This is a genomic window from Nonomuraea rosea, assembly GCF_039539705.1.
GTDB lineage: Bacteria > Actinomycetota > Actinomycetes > Streptosporangiales > Streptosporangiaceae > Nonomuraea > Nonomuraea rosea.
The window spans coordinates 285651-304540 of record NZ_BAABDQ010000013.1 but is presented as its reverse complement, the minus strand read 5'-3'; the positions used below and the strand labels follow the sequence as shown (position 1 = coordinate 304540).

The following is an 18890-nucleotide window of genomic DNA, read 5'->3' as shown; positions in this document are numbered from 1 at the left end:
GCCGCCGCCGTCCGTATCATCTCGGCATGGTGCTGAACCCGGAGCCACGGCTCAGCCGGCGGGCGGTGCTCCTGGTCGCCGGCGGGTTGCTCGCCGGGTGCTCCCAGCAGCCCGAGGCCGGCAAGGTCCGCCTGCGGCTGGCCACCGGGCCGGCGGGGGCGGTATATCGGCGTATCGGCGGCGCGCTGGCCGAACGGATCTCCGAGCAGGTGCCGGGCGCCGAGGTCAGCACCGTGCCGAGCGGGGCGTCCACCGACAACATCCGGATGCTCCGGGCCGGGGAGGTGCACCTGGGGCTGACCAGCCTGGACGCGCTGATCACGACCGACGGGAGCGCGCCCGACGGGCTGTCGGCGATCTGCCGGCTCTACGACAGTCACCTGCATCTCGTGGTCATGGCCGGCTCGGCGATCGAGGAGTTCCGGGACCTCGCGGGCAAGCGCATATCCCTCGGCGCCCGCGACTCGGGCACGGAGTTCACCTCGCGGCGGGTTCTGCGGCTCGGCCTGGTGGACGCCGACGGCCGGTACCTCAGCCAGGCCGAATCGGCGGCGGCATTGGGTGAGGGTGCGATCGACGCGATGTTCTCCCTGACCGGCGTCCCGACGCCGGCCATCACGGAGCTGGCGCAGCGGCACCCGATCCGGCTGATCCCGCTGGACGCGCAGGCGGGCGCGCTCTTCACGGCGTTCCCCGGTCCGTACGCTCCGGCCATGATCCCGGCGACGGCGTACGCCCGCGTCCCGGCCACCCGTACCGTCGCCGTGCCCAACGTGCTTCTGGTACGCAACGACCTGCCCGACGACCTGGTCCACGCCATCACCGGCACGATCTTCACCGACCCCGGCATGATCACCGCCGCCGGTCGCGACGACGACGCCGAAGCCGTTCCTGAGGCCGTTCCCGAAGCGTGGCAGATCAACGTCCGCACCGGGATCTCGACCGGCTCGATCCCGCTCCATCCGGGCGCGGCCGCCTGGTTCCGCGACCGTAAACGCTGACGTAAACGCCGACCGTGAGCGCAGGCCATGAACGCCGATCGTGAGCGCAGGCCGTAAGCGCAGGCCGTATGCGCCGAACTGACAGGGGTGACGTTCAGGCCGGCGCCCCGGCCGGGGCGCCGGCTGCCACCCGCGGAACGACCGGCAACGCGACCACCGCGGCGAATCCGTGCCCGGACCCGTCCGGCCGCGGCAGGCCCGCCTCCAGCCGGAGCTCGCCCCCCGCCGCCCCGACCAGATCGGCACAGATCGCCAGCCCCAGGCCGGTCCCGGACACGTTCTGGTGCCGCGGCGACCGCCAGAACCGCCGTAACGCCTGGTCCCGCTCGGACGCGTCGATCCCCTGACCGTCGTCACGGACAGCGATCGTGACCACACCTCCGGCCGCGGAGCCGCCGTACTCCGCACCACCGGCTCGGGCGCTCACCTCCACCACCTGCGCGTCCGACAGCCGCAACGCGTTGCTGATCAGCTCGTCCAGGACGCTGCCCAGCCCGCCCGGCGGCTCCAGCAACCGCAGCCCCGGCGGCACATCGACCGCCAGCCGCTGCCCGGCCGTCGCCGTCAACGCCCGCCACCGCTCCACCCGCGTCGCCAGCACCGCGTCGAGATCCACCGGCGACGCCGTCCGTATGCTCTCCATCCGCGCACTGGCCTGCAGCGAGTTCAGCAGCCGCTGCATCGCCTTCAGCTCGTCCACGGCGACGTCGTACACCTGCCGCCCGTCCCCGGCCGCGCGCAGATGCGGCTCCAGGCTCTCCACGGCGAGCCGGAGGCTGGTCAGCGGGTTGCGTAACTGGTGCGACGCGTCGGAGACGAACGCCCGCTGCCGCTGCACGGCGTTCTCGACCGCGTCCATCATGGTGTTGAACGATTCCGCCAGCCGCCGCAGCTCGACCGGGCCGGCCTCGGCGTCCGCCCGGATCGTGAGGTCGCCCTGGGAGATGCGCGAGCTCGCCGCGTCCAGCTCCCGTACCGGCCGCAGCACCCACGCCGACACCGGCCAGGCGACGGCGACCAGCGCGAGCAACGGCAGCAGCCCGAGCCCGGCCAGCTTGGCCCAGCGCAGCAGGATGCGATAGCGCGTCTCCGACAGGTCGGAGATCGTCACGACGGCGCCGACGACCTCGCTGTCCCGGCCCACCGGCTCCGCGACCACGAGTGCGGAGTCGTCCCACGGCGCCCAGTGCCCGGACGGTTCCGGCCTGGCCCCGGCCAGCGCCGCGGTGACGATCCTGGGCAGCGCCGGCTCGGTCCGCGCCGCCGCCTGGTACGCGCCGGCCGGTCCGAGCAGCACCGTGCCCGAGGTGTCGATCACCGCGACCGGGATGCCGTACAGCTCGTGGTAGCGCGCCAGCTCCTGGCCAAGCGCCTCGGTACGCCCGGTGGACAGCGCGGTCTCGGCCAGCGACGCGAACCGGCCGACGTCGTTCAGCCGGTCGACGTACGTCTCCTGCATCTCCCGCTCGGCCACCGAGACGCTGAGCGGCACCCCGAGCGCCGCGACGAGCAGCACCGCGAGGGGCACCAGGACGATGAGCAGGCGGCGGCGCACGGCGCGTCAGCCGATCAGCTCCGGCTGGTCGGCCAGGAGCCGATAGCCGACCCCGTGGATCGTGCGGATGAGCACGGCCGGCCCGAGCTTGTGCCGTAACGCCGCGATGTGGGTGTCGAGGGTGCGGCTGGAGGACTCCCAGGTCGCGCCCCAGATCTGGTCGAGGATGACGTCGCGGCTCACCACGTTCGGGGCTCGCCTGGCCAGGAGCAGGAGCAGCTCGAACTCCTTGCGGGTCAGCGCCACGGGCGTGCCGGTGACGGTGACCTCGCGGGTGCCGACGCCGATCCGCATCGGGCCGAGGACGAGCGGCTCGTCCGGGTGGGTCAGGGCACGGGCCACCCGGGTGCGCCGCAGGACGGCGTCGATCCTGGCCAGCAGCTCCGGGATGCCGAACGGCTTCACGATGTAGTCGTCGGCGCCGGCGCGCAGGCCGCGAACCCGTTCGTGCTCCTCCGATCGCGCGGTCACCGCGATGACGGCGGTCTCCGGACGGTCACGCAGCTTGCGGATCACGTCGAGTCCGTCGCCGTCGGGCAGGCCGAGATCGACGAGGACCACATCGGACGGCGCGGCACGCACGGCCTCCGCGGCGGTGGCGATGCGGTGAACCTCGAAGCCCGCTTGGGCCAGGACGGTCATCAGACCCCGCGCCACGCGGTCGTCATCTTCGATGATGGTGATCCGCATACCGGCGGATTGTACGGGCCGGATCGGCGCTCGTGTGAGCTCTTCAGTTCTTGGGATTCTTCTGACATATACCGCATTCCTTGGGATTACTCTGACACCATCCGCGTCCCTGCCAGCCGAGACTGAGGCCGAGCACTCACCGACAAATGCGCATGCGCTGACGAGGAGGCCGCGATATGAGAACGACCAGCAAGTACCGCGCCGCACAAATGATCACTGCGATCGGCGTGGTTTCGCTCATCGCCGCCTGTTCCGGAAACGGCGGCACCGCCGGCGGAAGCGCCACCAGCACAGCCAGTGCCGGCGGCTATCCGGACCAGAACATCACGTTCGTCGTCCCGTTCAGCGCCGGCGGCCCCACGGACACCGTCACCCGCATGATCGCCGAGCCGATGGCCGCCAAGCTCGGCGGCAAGATCGTCGTCCAGAACGTCGAAGGCGCGGGCGGCACGGTCGGCGCCGGTCAGGTCGCGCGGGCCCAGCCCGACGGCTACACCGTGCTCATGCACCACATCGGCATGTCGACGGCTCCCGCCCTGTACAAGAGCCTGGGCTACAAGCCGCTCGAAAGCTTCGAGATGGTCGGGCTCGTCACCGAGGTGCCGATGACGATCGTCGCCCGCAAGGACTTCCAGCCCGCCACGCTCCAGGACCTCGTCACCTACGTGAAGGCGAACGCGAACAAGGTCACCCTGGCCAACGCCGGCATCGGCGCGGCGTCCCACCTGTGCGGCCTGCTGTTCCAGACCGCCGCCGGGGTCAAGCTCCAGGAGGTCCCGTACGAGGGCACCGGGCCCGCGCTGACCGACCTCGTCGGCGGCCAGGTCGACTTCATGTGCGACCAGACGACCAACACCAGTGGCCAGATCACCGCGGGCGAGGTCAAGGCATACGCGGTCACCACGCCGGAGCGGGTGAAGAGCCTGCCCGACGTGCCCACCACGACCGAGGCGGGGCTGCCCAAGCTCCAGGTCAGCGTGTGGCACGGCCTCTACGTACCGGTCGGCACGCCGAAGGAGGTCGTCCAGAAGCTGTCGGAGGCGCTGAAGGTGGCACTGGCCGACCAGAAGGTCATCGACCAGATGGCCAAGCTCGGCACCGCGCCGGTCCCGCCCGAGAGCGCGACCCCGGAGGCGCATCGGGCCAAGCTGCAGGAACAGCTCGGCACCTGGGCGAAGGTCATCGCCGACGCCGGGGTCAAGGCCTCCTGAGATGAAGCGCCGCCGGTCCTTCCCGGACGTCCTCGCCGGGGGAATCTTCGTCCTGATCGGTGGCGCATTCGTGGTGGGGGCGCTCGGCTACGAGCTGGGCTCCCCGCTGCGGATGGGCCCCGGCGCCTTCCCGCTGCTGGTCGGCGCGACCGTGGCCGCACTGGGGCTGGCGATCGTCGTCAAGGGACTCGTCGCGGGCGAGGTGGTCGCGTTCGGGACGATCCCCTGGCGTGCGGTCGGCCTCATCGTGCTCGCGCTGCTGTTCTTCGGATTCACCGTCCGGGGCCTCGGATTCGTACCGGCGTCGGCGGTGACCACCCTGCTCACCGCACTGGCCAGTACGCGCGTACGACTGCTCACGGCCCTGGCCGTGACGGCCGGGCTGACCTTGGCCAGCACGCTCATCTTCGTCGTCGGACTTCAGGTGCGGATCCCGCTATGGGGCCCGTGGCTGGGATTCTGACGCGGCATCCGGATTGAGGCATGGAACTTCTCGACAACCTCGCGCTGGGCTTCTCCACCGCCCTCCTGGTCCAGAACGTCCTCTACTGCTTCGTGGGAGTGCTGCTCGGGACGGCGGTCGGCGTGCTGCCCGGCATCGGGCCGACGGCGACGGTGGCGATGCTGCTGCCGATCACGTTCAGCTTCGAGCCGGTGACGGCGCTGATCATGCTGGCCGGCATCTACTACGGCGCACAGTACGGCGGCTCGACGACCGCCATCCTGATCAACCTGCCCGGTGAGTCGTCGGCGGCGGTCACGGCGCTGGACGGGCACGAGATGGCCCGGCAGGGGCGGGCGGGCGCGGCGCTGGCCGCCGCCGCGGTCGGCTCCTTCATCGCGGGTACGCTGGCGACCGTCGCGCTGGCCGTCGCCGCCCCGCCGCTGGCCCGCGTCGCGTTGCAGTTCGGCCCGGCAGAATACTTCTCGCTGGTGCTGCTCGGCCTCATCGTGTCGATCGCGCTGGCGCGTGGCACGGCGCTCAAGGCGCTGGCGATGATCGCGCTCGGCGTCCTGCTCGGCACGGTCGGCCAGGACCTCTACACCGGTACGCCCCGATTCGTGTTCGACCAGCGCGAGCTGTACGGCGGCATCGACTTCGTGTCCGTCGCCGTCGGCATGTTCGGGGTGGCCGAGATCCTGCGCAACCTGGAGAACGAGGACACCCGCACCGCGGTCATCAGCAAGGTGAAGAACCTCTGGCCGACCCGCGAGGACCGGCGCCGGATGGTCGGCCCGATCCTGCGGGGCACCGGTCTCGGCGCCGCGCTCGGCGTCCTGCCCGGCGGCGGCCACGTGCTGGCCTCCTTCACCTCGTACGCCGTCGAGAAGCGGATCTCGAAGCGGCGGCAGGAGTTCGGGCACGGCGCGATCGAGGGCGTCGCGGGTCCCGAGTCGGCGAACAACGCCGCCGCGCAGACGTCGTTCATCCCGCTGCTCACCCTGGGGCTGCCGGCCCACCCGGTGATGGCGCTGATGGTCGGCGCGTTCATCGTCCACGGCATCACTCCCGGCCCGAACGTCATCATCGACGAGCCGGAGCTGTTCTGGGGCCTGATCGCGTCCATGTGGATCGGCAACGTGCTGCTCGTGCTGCTGAACCTGCCGCTGATCGGTCTCTGGGTGCGCATGCTGCGCATTCCGTACCAGGTGCTGTTCCCGATGATCATCCTGTTCGCCGCGATCGGCACGTACTCACTGGAGTCCAATCCGTACGACGTCTACGCGATCGTGTTCTTCGGGATCCTGGGCTACATCCTGATCAAGTGCGGCTGCGAGCCGGCGCCCCTGCTGCTCGGCTTCGTCCTCGGGCCGCTGCTGGAGGAGAACCTGCGGCGGGCGCTCATCATCTCCCGCGGCGACGCGTCGGTCTTCCTGACCCGGCCGATCTCCGCGGTGCTCCTGGCCCTGGCCGTGGGCGCACTCGTCGTCACGGTCCTCCCGACGATCCGCAAGCGCCGCGAGGTCGTGTTCGCCGAGGACGAATAGGAGCTCCAGGACGAGAGCGGGCGATCCCCTGGCTGGGAACCGCCCGGCTTGTCCTACTTGATGCCTTCGTTGTTCTCCAGGAACGACTGGGTGGTCGCCGTGCCCTGGGCGGCGAGAAAGACCGAACCGCTGGCACTGGCCGGGTAGGTCAGGAACAGGGCGCCGCGCTGCAGGCGGGCGATCCCACCCGTCTTCACCAGCTGCCAGTTCTGCCTGGCGGCGTTGTTCTTCGGCGCGCAGAGCTCGGTGAACACGCTGGTGCCGGAGGCCGTCAGGCGGTAGTCGCCGGCGCCGAGCTCCTGGAGCAGCCGGTTGTGCAGGCGGAACCCGTTCGGCGACGGCTCCTTGCGCCAATCCTGGGAGCCGCGGACTTGAGGCTGAATGACGTGGACATGAGTCTGCCTTTCGCAGGGCTCAGGCGCTGTCGGGAAGACGCGCCTCAGCTTCGTGACTGTCTGCGAAAAGCTTCACTTTCCCCGCTCTCCGGCGGATCGGTGCTTCCTACCGAGTTAACGGCGGCGGCCGCGCATACGTAGGTTGGTGCCGGTGACCAGGAACTTCACCGTGTCGCCGTACAGGCGGGTCAATCTGGGGGCCCGCGTGCCGTACTGGGCGAAATAGTCCTCGACGGCGGTCATGCGTCGCGGCTCCAGATCTGGGTGGCGCGAGGGAGGTCCCGGATGCTGCCGCCTTCAGGCATCATGCCCCACAGGAAGGGGATCAGGTATCGAGGCGGTTCGCCCAGAAGCGGGGCCAGCTCGTCCTCGGCAACGGACACCTGGAAGGTCGAGCCCGGCTGCCCCGAGCGCCATCCCTGCTCCAGGGCCCGCCGGATGCATCGGGCGACGAGGACGGGCCGGACCGTGATGGTCCGCTCGCCCTGCCAGTTGTCCGGCCGGGCGCAGGGGAGCGACACCACAAGGACGCTTCCCGGATCTTCGGCCTGCTCGACGGCGAACGTGAGAGGGCTCGCGCTCTTGTCCGGGCTGAAGGACGGCTTGTGGCCGACCCGCCAGCGGAAGACGGCCCCATCGACGGTGATGAGCCGCGAGCCCTTCTTCGGCATCGCCACGGTCGCCTCCAAAGCTGAGTGATGCGGACGTCCGGCCAGCGTAACCGCCGCTCAGGAGCAAGATCGAACCATTTTCGCAGCGTCAGGCCGCGACCAGGTCCATCCGCAGGAACTCGGTGATGCGCAGCACCCGCGGCGGGCGGGCCGCCGAGGCGGGGAGCGCCTGGAACGCCTCGTCTTTCCCGACGAGGCGTGGAGCGGCGAGCTCGATCTCCTTCCCGTCGGCCCGGAGCCGTGCACCGTCGGCCGCCAGGATGTTCTGCACCCAGTCCGAGCGCGAGCCGTACACCAGAACGAACAGGTAGCCGCCCTCGACGGGAAACGCGTCGAGCGGCGTGCGGTACGTCGCGCCGGAGACGCGACCGACGTGAATCAGCACGGGATACTTCCCGCCCTTGATCGCGAGCGGGTTGAACACCCTCTTGTTCACGTGCCCCCACCACCTGGGCATCGGCATCGGAATCTCCTTAGGCAGCTTACGCATGTAAGGTTGGCTTACGCTCGTAAGACTGGCTTACGCTCGTAAGGTTGTCAATCCCTCATCCGCAGGAGCCCGTCGTGCCGCCACCATCGCAACCGCTCAGCAGAGGTCTCGTGCTGGAAGCCGCGATCCGGGTCGCCGACCGCGGCGGCGTGGAGGCGATCACGATGCGGCGGGTCGCGCAGGAGCTGGGCGTGGAGGCGATGTCGCTCTACCACCACGTGCCGAACAAGGACGCGATCCTCGACGGCGTGGTCGACATGGTGTTCGCGGCGATCAAGCTACCCGGCGTCGAGTGCGACGACTGGCGCGACGCGATCCGTGCGCGCGCTTCCTCCGCACGCGCGGTCCTGTCCCAGCACAGCTGGGCCCTCGGCCTCATAGACTCCCGCCGCAACCCGGGGATGGCGACGCTCCGCCACCACGACGCCGTCCTCGGAGTCCTCCGGGAGGCGGGGTTCTCGCTGACGATGGCCGCGCACGCCGTCTCGCTCCTCGACAGCTACATCGACGGGTACGTCCTCCAGGAGGCGAACCTGCCCCTGACGACGCCGGCCGAGGTCGGGGACGTGGCCGGCGGCATCCTCGATCACCTGCCGGCGGACGAGCTGCCGTACCTCACCGAGATGATCGTCGATCACGCCCTGAAGCCGGGCTACGACTACGCGAGCGAGTTCGGCTACGGCCTGGACCTGATCCTGGACGCACTCGAAGCCCGCCGCTCGCAGAGTTAGCCCCGACCGGCGGCGCGCCGCGGGCGGGGGCGGATCTGGCCGGTGCGGGCGGCCCGCCGCAGCAGGAAGATGGTGGGCACCAGGCAGACCAGCAGGGCGAACAGGCTGGCCTCCGGCCCGAACGTGCCGCCGGTCAGTACGGAAGGACCGGACAGCGCGGTGTTCAGCAGGCCGTGGGACGGTGTGTCCGAGCCGGAGACCGCGACGCCGAAGAGACCGGCCTGGGCGAAGTTCCAGGCGAAGTGCAGGCCGATCGGCAGCCACAGCGAGCGGGTCACGACGTAGGCGGCGGCCAGCATGGTCCCGCCCGTCAAGGCGATCGAGAGCGTGCCCCACAACGTGGCGTTGCCGTTGACCAGGTGCGTCGCCCCGAACAGCACCGAGGACACGACCAGAGTCACCACAGTGCCGCAGCGCTCCTCGATGACGCGGAACAGGAACCCGCGGAACAGCAGCTCCTCGGTGACCGCGACGCTCGCCATCATGCCGGCGGTGGCGGCGAACCCGCCGAAGGAGCCCCAGGACAGGCTCTGCCAGCCGCCGAACACCGCGATCAGCAGCATCAACGTGATGAACAGCCCGAATCCGAGCAGCGCCCCGCGACGCAGGTGGGACCACCGGCCCGGCTTCGCGAGCTCGGGGATGCTCGGGCGGAGCTCGACGGTCCGCGACAGCCAGTGGTAGCAGGCCACGCCGGCGATGGCCAGGCCGATCCCCACCGGCAGTGCGAGGAACGGGATGGGCGAGACGACCTGGTTGATCCCGGCGGCCGCCACCATCAGGCCGATCAGCGCGACCAACATGACGGGCAACCGGAGGCCGGCCCGCGAAAAGATGCTGCCCTGGTGATCCGTGAGTGTCATGATCCCGTCCCCTTTGGCTGTTGCGACACAAGGGAGATTAGGCAGCGGAGCAGGCCGGTCACATCCCACTGAGACGGACACTGCGGGTAGCTCTGACGGGGGACACGAGGACGGGGGGCATGAGCACGGGACACGAGCTCGCTAGCGGCGTACGCGGTAGAGCAGGTGCAGCACCCGGTCGCCCTGGATGACCACGTGCGGGTCCTCCAGCAGGTGCTGGGCGTCGACGGACCCGAAGTAGCGCTTGCCCGAGCCGAACACCACCGGCACCACGTCCATCGCCACCTCGTCCACCAGGCCGAGGGCGAGCGCCTGCCCGCCGACGTCGCCGGCCGCCACGGCGACGGTGCGCTCCCCGGCCAGCTCCTTGGCCTTCGCGACCGCCTGCGCCACATCGCCGACGAAGTGGTACGACGCCTCGGGGTGCCACCCGTCGGGCCTGGGCCGGTGCGAGACCACGACCACGTGCTCGCCCGCCGGCGGCGACCCCTCCCAGCCGTTGGTGGTGTCGAACAGGTGACGCCCGATCACCATCGCCCCGATGCTCTCCCACATCGGCTTGACGTACTCGGCCGAGATCCGCGAGACCCTGGCGGTGTTACCGGCGGAGAGCTCGGCGTCGCCGTTGAAGTACCAGTCGAACAGCGGGCCGACCTGATCCTTCGCGTCGGCGATGAAGCCGTCCACCGACACGACGTTGTGCATGACCACAGTGCTCATCACATCTCCTGAGTGGTTTCGCTTGCTTTCATGAACGCGTCGATCGCGCGCAGCCGGAATCGACACGGCCCGAGAAATTTCCGCAACCGGCGGACCGGCTTCGGGATAGAGGAGGTATGTCAGCACCTTGGACCCGGAGGAACCGCTCGTGAAGGGACGCACCGCCAAAGCGGTGAGTCAGCAGCTCGACGATGCGGGAATCGTCGCCGCCTCCCTCGCCGACCCCGAGGCGTTCGGCGAGTTGTTCCGCCGCCATGCGCCGCGACTCCACGCCTACATCAAGCGGCGTCTCGGGTGCACTCTCGCCGACGACCTCGTGGCCGAGGCGTTCGCCACCGCGTTCCGGCAGCGGGGGCGATTCGACGGGCGATCGGAGTTCGCCGCGTGGTTATGGGGCATCGCGAGCAATCTGATCGCCAAGCATCATCGGCAGGAGACCCGGATGTACCGGGCGTTCGCCAGAACGGGTGTGGACCCGGCGGAGGACGGCCTCGCCGAGCTGGTCAGCGAACGGATGGCGGCGGCGGCGTACGGGCCCCGGCTGGCGAAGGCGCTCGCGTCCCTCAGCGCCCAGGACCGCGGCGCCGTCCTGCTGCTCGCCTGGGGCGAGCTGTCGTACGCGGAGATCGCGGCGATTCTGGAGCTGCCTCTGGGCACCGTCAAGGCCAAGATCCACCGGGCCCGTACCAAGCTCCGCAAGGCACTCCCCGGGGAGGAGAACGATGGATGAACTCGACGCGTTGCGGCACATGCGGACCACGCTGGCTCGTGAGGAGAGCCCGGAGCGGCTCGCCCTGCGTACCGACTGGCGCTCTGCCCCTCCGCCACGCTCCCGCCGCCGCGTCTGGGTGCCGGCGGTGAGCATGATGGCGACCGCCGCCCTGGTCGCGGCGATCGTGGTCGTGATCTCGCCGGCCTCCGACGTGGGGCCGCCGGTCCTCAAGAGCCCGGGCAACGCGCTGCTGGTGGCCGCCGTCAACGTGCGGAAGGGGCCGACGGGGAAGTACTGGCACACCACCCGCATCGACGGGAAGATCTACGCGGTCGGCGAGAGCGCGGCGGACCACTACAAGGTCGAGTCGCGGATGAGGTACGACGACTGGACCGATCGGACCGGCACGTCGTGCTACGCCCACCAGGACCTGCCCGCGCGCCCGTGGACCGCCCGCGACCGGCAGAAGTGGCAGCAGGCGGGGTCGCCCAAGAAGGTGCGGGTCCCGACCGGGACCGGGGTGGGCACCCTGTTCATGGAAGCCGCGAGAGGGGAGCGGACGTGCCGCACGGCCAGTGATCGGCGAGTCTTCGGCATGACGCCGCAAGACCTGGCCGCGCTGCCGGCCGAGCCCGGGGAGCTGGAGGACGTCCTGCTCGACCTCAAGGGCGATTGGGAGGCGTACGCCCCGAAGGTCACGAAGCGGCCGATCCGCGCCCTGCGGGGCGAGAAGCGGGTCCGAGCGCTGAGCGATGTGGCCGGAGCGCTGCTGACCAGGGCGTTCGTGCCTCCGGCGGTGCGGGCGGCCGCCTTCAGGATGCTCGCCGCCCTGCCCGGCGTCAAAGTCGAGGGCGAGACGACCGACCCTCTGGGCCGTACGGGAGTGGTGGTCTCCCTGCCGCTGGAGACGACCATTCCGCTCGGCCTCTCCACCGCGCCCAGGCAGCTCGGCACCTACCGGCGCCAGTGGATCATCAATCCCGGCGACGGGACGCTGCTGGCCATGCGGGATCTCGTGGCGACGCCGCCGCACGGCTCGCGGGAGTTGCCCCCGGGAGACGACGGCAAGCCGCGCCGGCTGACGGCCGGGAGCCAGCCCGACCGGTTCCACCAGCCGGGCGAAGTGTCCGAGTACGAGACGTACGAGGTCGCCGAGTGGACGGATTCGGCCCCGAACTGAAACGTCCAGGCCGGCCCGTGCGGGGCCGGCCTGGACGTCAAGGATCAGACCAGATCGAAGCGGTCGAGCTCCATCACCTTGGTCCACGCCGCGACGAAGTCCTGCACGAACTTCTCCTTGGCGTCGTCGCTCGCGTACACCTCGGCCAGCGCCCGCAGCTCCGAGTTCGAGCCGAAGACGAGGTCGGCCCGGCTGCCGGTCCACGTGACCGCGCCCGTGGCGTCGCGCGCCTCGAACGTGTTCGCGTCCTCGGACGTCGCCGTCCACGTCGTGCCCAGGTCGAGCAGGTTGACGAAGAAGTCGTTCGTCAGCGTCCCGGGGTTGGCGGTGAGGACGCCGAGCGCCGACTGCGCGTGGTTCGCGCCGAGAACGCGCAGGCCGCCGACGAGGACGGTCATCTCGGGGGCGCTCAGGGTCAGCAGGTTCGCCCGGTCGAGCAGCAGGTACTCGGCCGGCAGCCGGTTGCCCTTCCCGAGGTAGTTACGGAACCCGTCGACGGTCGGCTCAAGCGCGGCGAACGACTCCACGTCCGTCTGCTCCTGCGAGGCGTCCACGCGGCCCGGCGTGAAGGGGACGGTGACGGTGACGCCGGCCTCCTTGGCGGCGTCCTCGACGGCCGCGCCGCCGGCGAGCACGATCAGGTCGGCGAGCGAGACCTGCTTGCCGCCGGTCTGGGCGGCGTTGAAGGACTGCTGGATCCCCTCCAGGGTGCGCAGCACCGTCGCGAGCTGGTCGGGGTCGTTGACCTCCCACCCGCTCTGCGGCTGCAGGCGGACGCGCGCGCCGTTGGCGCCGCCGCGCTTGTCGCTGCCGCGGAAGGACGAGGCCGACGCCCACGCGGCGGACACGAGCTGGGGCACCGACAGGCCGGAGGCGAGAATCTGGGCCTTGAGAGCGGCGACGTCGTCGGCGTCGACGAGCTCGTGCGTCAGCGCGGGGAGCGGGTCCTGCCACAGCAGCGTCTCGGCCGGGACCTCCGGGCCGAGGTAGCGCACGATCGGGCCCATGTCGCGGTGGGTCAGCTTGTACCAGGCGCGGGCGAAGGCGTCCGCGAACTCGGACGGGTTCTCGTAGAAGCGCCGCGAGATCTGGTCGTAGATCGGGTCCACGCGGAGCGAGAGGTCGGTCGTGAGCATCGTCGGGGCGTGGCTCTTCGACGGGTCGTGAGCGTCGGGAACGGTGCCCACGCCGGCGCCGTCCTTCGGCCGCCACTGGTTCGCGCCCGCGGGGCTCTGGAACAGCTCCCACTCGTAGCCGTAAAGGATCTCGAAGAAGCTGTTGTCCCAGGTCACCGGCGTGTTCGTCCAGATGCCCTCAAGGCCGCTGGTGATCGTGTCGCCGCCCTTGCCGGTGCCGAACGTGTTCTTCCAGCCGAGGCCCTGGTCCTCGATCGAGGCGGCCTCGGGGTCGGCGCCGACGTGCTCCGACGGGCCCGCGCCGTGGGTCTTGCCGAAGGTGTGACCGCCCGCGATCAGGGCGACGGTCTCCTCGTCGTTCATCGCCATCCGGCGGAACGTCTCACGGATGTCGCGAGCCGCGGCGAGCGGGTCGGGGTTGCCGTTCGGGCCCTCCGGGTTGACGTAGATGAGACCCATCTGCACCGCGCCGAGGGGGTTCTCCAGCTCGCGGTCGCCGGTGTAGCGCTCGTCGCCGAGCCAGGTGGACTCGGGGCCCCAGTAGACGTCCTCGTCGGGCTCCCAGACGTCCGCACGGCCGCCGGCGAAGCCGAAGGTCTTGAAGCCCATCGACTCCAGGGCGACGTTGCCGGAGAGGATCATCAGGTCGGCCCAGGAGAGCTTCTGGCCGTACTTCTTCTTGACCGGCCACAGCAGGCGGCGCGCCTTGTCGAGGTTGCCGTTGTCGGGCCAGCTGTTGAGGGGGGCGAAGCGCTGCTGGCCGGCGCCGGCGCCGCCGCGGCCGTCGCTGATCCGGTACGTGCCCGCGCTGTGCCACGCCATCCGGATGATGAACGGCCCATAGTGCCCGAAGTCGGCCGGCCACCAGTCCTGCGAGGTCGTCAGGACCTCCGCGATGTCCCGCTTCACGGCAGGAAGATCGAGGGACTTGAACGCCTCGGCGTAGTCGAACTCCTCGCCGAGCGGGTTCGCCACGACGGGGTTCTTCGCGAGGATCCTCAGGTTGAGCCGCTCAGGCCACCACTGGCGGTTGCCGCCGCCCTGAGTCGGGTGCAGCGCGCGCTCATGCGCGACCGGGCAGCCACCCTCGCCCTCCGACTTCGGGTCTGTGACGATTGCATCATGGTTCTCAGTCATGAGAATCCTTCCGAACTAGGGGGATAACGGCCCTCAGGAACTGCGGGCGGTTGAACAGTCGGGACACCGGCCCCAGAAGATGACCTCGGCCTCGTCGATCGTGAAGCCGCTGTCGTTGGACGCATGCAGGCAGGGCGCATGGCCGACCGCGCAGTCGACGTCGGCGACGGCACCACACGACCGGCACACGATGTGGTGGTGGTTGTCGCCCACGCGTCCCTCGAAACGAGCGGGGCTGCCGGCCGGCTCGATGCGGCGCACGAGGCCGGCCGCGGTGAGGGCGTTGAGCGCCTCGTACACGGCCTGCAGCGAGATGTGCCCCACGCGCTCACGCACTCCGGAGGCGAGCGCCTCGACGCCGAGGTGGTCACCGGCCCGGACGGTTTCGAGCAGCGCGACGCGTGCGGCCGTCACCCGAAGGCCGACACCGCGCAACTCCTCAGCGGGGGTCGGAGTCCTGGATGCGGTCATGGCTCCCAACGTAGCCTCATAAACACGAATCATACAAGATAATGAACGATACAATTCTACGGCCGCCGGACCGCCGGCAGGGTGAGAACCGAGGCGGAGAGGACGGCGCTCGCCAGGATCCACGTCAGCGGGAGGCCGAAGGCGCCGGCGGCGAGACCGGCCGTGGTGGCCCCGAGCGCGGTGGCCCCGCGGGCGACGGAGCGGGCGCCGGCGGTGACCCGGCCCAGGAGGTGCGGCGGAGAAAGCCGCTGGCGGGCGCTGAGGACGATCACGTTCAGGACGGCCGTGGCGGCGCCGTTCAAGGCGATCAGGCCCGCCGCGAGCGGCCACCATGTCGTGACGGCCAGGCCGAGGCAGGTGGCCGACAGGGTCGCGACGGAGGCGACCAGCGCGAGGCGGTGACTCAGCAGGCCGAGCAGGGCGGGGGCGGCGTTCGCCGCGGCCAGGCTGCCCACGCCGCCGGCGATCAGCAGCCAGCCGTAGGAGGAGCCGGGCAGGCCGAGCACGGCCGAGGTGTGCAGGACGAGGAGCGAGAACACCCCCTGGTTGGCGAAACAGGTGGCCGACATCACGACGACCAGCAGGCGCAGGGTCCGATGGCGGGTCAGGTAGCGCAGGCCCGTCATCGTCGACCTGAGCAGGCCCGCCGGGGCCGGGCCGGTCGCCGTGCCGAGGGTGACTCTGGAGATGAGCGCGGCCGAGGCGGCGAAGCTGACCGCGTCCAGCAGGAACGCCGCGGGCGCCCACATCGTCCAGAGCAGCAGTCCGAGCGGCGGGCCGGCCAGGGTCGCCCCGATGGCCTGCACGGTCACCAGTCGCGCGTTGACCCGCTCGAAATCGCGGTCGGTCACCAAGGACGGCGCCAGCGCGTGGTTGGCGGTCTCGAAGAACACCTCGGCCACGCCCGCCGTCAGCGCCACCACGAGCAACATCGCTATCTCGGGCGGCCGGAACAGCGTCACTCCGGCGAGCAGGAGCATGATGGCGGCGCGCGTCACGTCCGCGGCCACCATCACCCGGTGCCGGCTGAATCTGTCGACCGCCGCGCCGATCACCGGGGCCAGCACCCAGGGCAGCCGGGTGGCCGCTGTCACGGCGGTGATCTGGACCGGGTCCGGCGTGGCCGCCACCGCCGAGAGCGGCAACGCGACCAGGCGTACGCCGTCGCCGACGGCGCTGAGACATCCGGCGACGGACACCCGCCAGGCGTTCGCCCCCAGCGAGCCCCGCCGGGGGAAAGGGAGCGAGCGGAGACCGCGAAGGATGGTGGGGCGCACGTCCGCCTCCCGATGAGCACGCCGCCTGCCGATGGCCACGCCGCCTCCCGACGAGCACGCCGTCAGCCGGCGAGCGGCGGCGCGGCAGCACGACCAGCGTCCCATCGCGGCCGCACCCGTGCCAGGCCGTCGAAAGGAGCCGGCAGGCGGTTGTGGTGAGCGGGCACGGCATGGCGTACTGGGCATATCGCGCTATTGAGACGCCCGAAAAAGACGCACATGACCGACTCCTGGGGGCGCACATCATGAAGGTCGTGGAACTCACCTCGGTCGACGGCTTCGTGGCCTTCGACCTCGACTGCGAGACGAGCGCGGGCGGCACGCGGCTCGCTCCCGACGTCACGTCCGTGGAGGCGCGGCTGCTGGCGCGCGCGATGACGTACAAGCTGGCCGTGCTCGGTCAGCGGATCGGCGGCGCGAAGGCGGTGCTGCGGGGCGGGGCGGAGGAGCGGGCCGCCGTGGTGGCGAAGTACTGTGCGGAGATCCGGCCGCTCGTGGCGAGCGGGTCGTTCCTCACGGCCTCCGACCTCGGTACGCGGACCCAGGACTTCGCCTCGCTGCCCGGCTACCGGGCGGATTCGATCATGCACCAGGAGATCGACGGCGAGCTGGTGGACACCGTCGTGACCGGGCTCGGCGTGGTCGCCGCCGCGGACACGGCGCTCGGCGGCCTGGCGGGCCGTACGTTCGCGGTGGAAGGGTTCGGCAAGGTGGGCGGCGGTGTCGTGCGCGAGCTGGCGCGGCGCGGCGGACGGCTGGTCGCCCTGTCCACCATCCACGGCTGCGTGGCGGACGAGTCGGGGCTGGACGTCGCGGCGCTGTTCGAGCTGCGTGCCGAGCACGGCGACGGCTGCGTCCTGCGGCTGGGCCGGCCCGTCCTGCCTCCTGGGAGCCTGTACGAAGTCGCCGCCGACGTCGTGGTCCCCGGTGCGCGGACCGGCGTCCTGCACCAGGGGCGGGCGAAGACGGTACGCGCGAGAGTGATCGCCCCGGCCGCCAACGTCCCGTACACCGCCGGTGGCCTGCGCACCCTCGTGGCGCGCGGCATCGTCCCGCTCGCCGACTTCGTGTGCGGCGCCGGCGCCACCATCGGCTACCTCGCGGAACGGGCGGGCGAGGTGACCGACGCCGCGTCGACCGGCGCGCTGGTGGACGAGAGGGTCAGCCGCCTGACCGAGGCGAGCCTGGAACACCCGGGCGGCCCGTTCGCCGGCGCGGGCGAGCTCGCGGAGGCGTTCCTCGGCACGTGGTGCGCGCCCGCCGAGCTCCCCGACGGCCCACCGCTCGCCCCGGAGCCAGTAGGCACGCCGCCCGCCCCTGAGCCCATGCGCACGCCGCCCGCTTAGCGGGACAGGTCACAGCCTCGGCGGCCGGCGGCGCCGCTTCATCGGGATGTGCCAGCGCTTGCGCAGCCACTCGACCCCCACGTAGAACCCCACCATGCCGGGCAACGTGTAGAACGCCGAGCCCCACCCCTGCGCCAGATACACGTTGTACGCCGCCGCGATCATCGACGGCCCGAGCACACTCCACGTCCGCCATTCCGAGGCGAGGACCCACGACACGGTACGCCGTACGCGATAGAACCGGCCCCGCCCCGACAGCGCCAGCCGCAGTTCGAGCACCCGGCGCAACTGGTGGACCGAATACCTGAGCTGCACGGACGACGTCGCCTTGAGCCTGGCCAGCTCGTACAGCTCGGCGTGCAGCTCCTCGGCGTACCGGCTGCGGTGCATCGCGGGCAGCAGCCGGGTCATGACCTCGACCAGCAGCTCGGCCGAGCGGGCGATGTTGTTCCGCTTGGCGATGACGTGCGCCGGCTCCTGGTGGGAGAGCCACTTGGACAGCTCGTACACCAGCCGCACGGCCTGACCGAGATCACGGTCCAGCTCGCGGGCCCGGAGCTGGACGTCGCCGAGCGTGCGCGCCAGCGTCCGCGCGGGCTCCAGGATCCGGCCGCACGCGCGCGCCCCCGCGAGCGCGCGTGCGCGCCGGCGCGCGCCGCCGATGACGCGCTCGTCCGCGAGCCCCCGCGTCAGGATCCTGGCCTGGTCGAGGCCACGGTCCAGCGCGGCGAGCGGGGTGGTGGTGAGATCGGGGATGCGGGCGTCCTCCAGCGTGCCGGCCAGCCTGAGCGCGCGACGACGGGCGCGGTCGAGCAGCAGGACGGCCTCGCGGGAGTACGCCAGCTCGCGGCTGCGCTCCAGGTCGAGAACGAGCACACCGGCGTGGACACGGGCGCGCTCCAGGACCCGGGTGAGGTCGAGGACCCCGGTGCGCTGCAGAATGTCGGCGTCGCCCCGTAAATCCGTCACACCGCACCGTCCGCGAAGCCGGGCCGCACGATCGGCAGTCTGCCGATCTTGGTGTGTGCCGTGGCGAGCGCGTTGCGCGCAAGCTCGGCACCGTCCGCAGTCAGCCGGTAGTAGCGACGGCGGGGACGGCCCTCTTCGCTCGGGTCGATGTCTTCGAACCTCGACTGGAGCCAGCCGATGCCCTCGAATCGGGCGAGTATGGGGTGAATCGTGCCGCTGGCCAGGCCGGCGGCGTCGCAGATCTCCAGTCCGTACATCTCACGCGTGGGATTTTCGAGGAGAGCACGGAGGACGAGCTGCGTCGGCAAGGTCATGCGCGGATTCGCACCCATGCTCTAACTCTAGC

21 protein-coding genes are annotated in these 18890 nt (G+C 70.9%); 8 read left to right on the top strand and 13 right to left on the bottom strand.

The genetic code is table 11. The features are described 5' to 3' along the window. Positions 1-26 precede the first annotated feature (26 nt). Positions 27-1001 (top strand): TAXI family TRAP transporter solute-binding subunit, encoded by a 975-nt coding sequence (locus tag ABEA43_RS29455; RefSeq protein WP_345566799.1) that lies wholly within the window; start codon positions 27-29, stop codon positions 999-1001. A gap of 94 nt (positions 1002-1095) precedes the next feature. On the opposite strand, the gene ABEA43_RS29450 is transcribed toward ABEA43_RS29455, so the two are convergent. Together ABEA43_RS29450 and ABEA43_RS29445 are read right to left on the bottom strand one after the other, a co-directional pair. Next, the gene (locus ABEA43_RS29450; RefSeq protein WP_345566797.1) at positions 1096-2556 is read right to left on the bottom strand and encodes a HAMP domain-containing sensor histidine kinase; all 1461 of its coding nucleotides are present in this window, start codon (positions 2554-2556) and stop codon (positions 1096-1098) included. 6 nt (positions 2557-2562) lie between these two features. After that, positions 2563-3246, bottom strand: a complete 684-nt coding sequence (locus ABEA43_RS29445; protein WP_345566796.1) for a response regulator transcription factor — start codon at positions 3244-3246, stop codon at positions 2563-2565. A gap of 176 nt (positions 3247-3422) precedes the next feature. Between ABEA43_RS29445 and ABEA43_RS29440 the strand changes: the two genes are divergently transcribed. From ABEA43_RS29440 to ABEA43_RS29430, 3 genes are read left to right on the top strand one after another with little or no spacing between them, the layout of a single operon-like run. Further along, the gene (locus ABEA43_RS29440) at positions 3423-4457 is read left to right on the top strand and encodes a tripartite tricarboxylate transporter substrate-binding protein (protein WP_345566794.1); all 1035 of its coding nucleotides are present in this window, start codon (positions 3423-3425) and stop codon (positions 4455-4457) included. A 1-nt stretch (position 4458) separates the two neighbouring features. After that, positions 4459-4920, top strand: a complete 462-nt coding sequence (locus tag ABEA43_RS29435; protein ID WP_345566792.1) for a tripartite tricarboxylate transporter TctB family protein — start codon at positions 4459-4461, stop codon at positions 4918-4920. A 20-nt stretch (positions 4921-4940) separates the two neighbouring features. Further along, positions 4941-6446 (top strand): tripartite tricarboxylate transporter permease, encoded by a 1506-nt coding sequence (locus ABEA43_RS29430; protein WP_345566791.1) that lies wholly within the window; start codon positions 4941-4943, stop codon positions 6444-6446. 53 nt (positions 6447-6499) lie between these two features. Here the strand turns inward: ABEA43_RS29430 and ABEA43_RS29425 are convergent, their stop codons facing one another. The 4 genes from ABEA43_RS29425 to ABEA43_RS29410 form a co-directional block, all read right to left on the bottom strand. Further along, positions 6500-6700: a hypothetical protein gene (locus ABEA43_RS29425; RefSeq protein ID WP_345566790.1), complete on the bottom strand. Its 201-nt coding sequence runs from the start codon at positions 6698-6700 to the stop codon at positions 6500-6502. A gap of 255 nt (positions 6701-6955) precedes the next feature. Then, positions 6956-7084 (bottom strand): hypothetical protein, encoded by a 129-nt coding sequence (locus tag ABEA43_RS29420; RefSeq protein ID WP_345566789.1) that lies wholly within the window; start codon positions 7082-7084, stop codon positions 6956-6958. Then, complete coding sequence (locus tag ABEA43_RS29415) at positions 7081-7518, bottom strand: hypothetical protein (RefSeq protein ID WP_345566788.1); 438 nt, start codon at positions 7516-7518, stop codon at positions 7081-7083. Before ABEA43_RS29415 ends, ABEA43_RS29420 begins: the two co-directional genes overlap by 4 nt. Before the next feature lie 82 nt (positions 7519-7600). After that, positions 7601-7975, bottom strand: coding sequence for a nitroreductase family deazaflavin-dependent oxidoreductase (locus tag ABEA43_RS29410; protein ID WP_345566786.1), 375 nt, complete (start codon positions 7973-7975; stop codon positions 7601-7603). 101 nt (positions 7976-8076) lie between these two features. Here ABEA43_RS29410 and ABEA43_RS29405 point away from each other — a divergent pair, with 101 nt between their 5' ends. Beyond that, on the top strand, positions 8077-8733 hold the full coding sequence (locus ABEA43_RS29405) for a TetR/AcrR family transcriptional regulator (RefSeq protein WP_345566784.1): 657 nt from the start codon (positions 8077-8079) through the stop codon (positions 8731-8733). Here ABEA43_RS29405 and ABEA43_RS29400 read toward each other — a convergent pair. Then, complete coding sequence (locus ABEA43_RS29400) at positions 8730-9596, bottom strand: CPBP family intramembrane glutamic endopeptidase (protein WP_345566782.1); 867 nt, start codon at positions 9594-9596, stop codon at positions 8730-8732. The two genes, ABEA43_RS29405 and ABEA43_RS29400, sit on opposite strands and share 4 nt — an antisense overlap. Positions 9597-9737: 141 nt before the next feature. Continuing rightward, the gene (locus ABEA43_RS29395) at positions 9738-10316 is read right to left on the bottom strand and encodes a dihydrofolate reductase family protein (protein WP_345566781.1); all 579 of its coding nucleotides are present in this window, start codon (positions 10314-10316) and stop codon (positions 9738-9740) included. A gap of 148 nt (positions 10317-10464) precedes the next feature. Between ABEA43_RS29395 and ABEA43_RS29390 the strand changes: the two genes are divergently transcribed. Both ABEA43_RS29390 and ABEA43_RS29385 read left to right on the top strand, forming a co-directional pair. Then, a complete protein-coding gene (locus ABEA43_RS29390; RefSeq protein WP_345566779.1) occupies positions 10465-11046 on the top strand; it encodes an RNA polymerase sigma factor in 582 nt (193 codons plus the stop codon). Continuing rightward, positions 11039-12208 carry a CU044_5270 family protein gene (locus ABEA43_RS29385; RefSeq protein WP_345566777.1) on the top strand — a complete coding sequence of 390 codons (1170 nt, stop codon included), beginning with the start codon at positions 11039-11041 and terminating at the stop codon, positions 12206-12208. Before ABEA43_RS29390 ends, ABEA43_RS29385 begins: the two co-directional genes overlap by 8 nt. A gap of 44 nt (positions 12209-12252) precedes the next feature. Here ABEA43_RS29385 and katG read toward each other — a convergent pair whose 3' ends face one another. Genes katG through ABEA43_RS29370 form a run of 3 tightly spaced genes read right to left on the bottom strand, consistent with a single transcriptional unit; the run spans position 12253 to position 16229 of the window. After that, positions 12253-14481, bottom strand: coding sequence for a catalase/peroxidase HPI (katG, locus tag ABEA43_RS29380; protein WP_345566775.1), 2229 nt, complete (start codon positions 14479-14481; stop codon positions 12253-12255). Positions 14482-14514: 33 nt separating this feature from the next. Beyond that, positions 14515-14952 (bottom strand): Fur family transcriptional regulator, encoded by a 438-nt coding sequence (locus tag ABEA43_RS29375; RefSeq protein WP_345566773.1) that lies wholly within the window; start codon positions 14950-14952, stop codon positions 14515-14517. A 56-nt stretch (positions 14953-15008) separates the two neighbouring features. Next, the gene (locus ABEA43_RS29370) at positions 15009-16229 is read right to left on the bottom strand and encodes an MFS transporter (RefSeq protein ID WP_345566771.1); all 1221 of its coding nucleotides are present in this window, start codon (positions 16227-16229) and stop codon (positions 15009-15011) included. 254 nt (positions 16230-16483) lie between these two features. On the opposite strand from ABEA43_RS29370, the gene ABEA43_RS29365 reads away from it, so the two are divergent. Beyond that, a complete protein-coding gene (locus ABEA43_RS29365) occupies positions 16484-17575 on the top strand; it encodes a Glu/Leu/Phe/Val dehydrogenase dimerization domain-containing protein (protein ID WP_345566770.1) in 1092 nt (363 codons plus the stop codon). Positions 17576-17584: 9 nt separating this feature from the next. Here the strand turns inward: ABEA43_RS29365 and ABEA43_RS29360 are convergent, their stop codons facing one another. Together ABEA43_RS29360 and ABEA43_RS29355 are read right to left on the bottom strand one after the other, a co-directional pair. Continuing rightward, the gene (locus ABEA43_RS29360) at positions 17585-18544 is read right to left on the bottom strand and encodes a hypothetical protein (protein ID WP_345566769.1); all 960 of its coding nucleotides are present in this window, start codon (positions 18542-18544) and stop codon (positions 17585-17587) included. Further along, positions 18541-18876: a PadR family transcriptional regulator gene (locus tag ABEA43_RS29355; RefSeq protein ID WP_345566767.1), complete on the bottom strand. Its 336-nt coding sequence runs from the start codon at positions 18874-18876 to the stop codon at positions 18541-18543. Before ABEA43_RS29355 ends, ABEA43_RS29360 begins: the two co-directional genes overlap by 4 nt. Between the last annotated feature and the right edge of the window lie 14 nt (positions 18877-18890).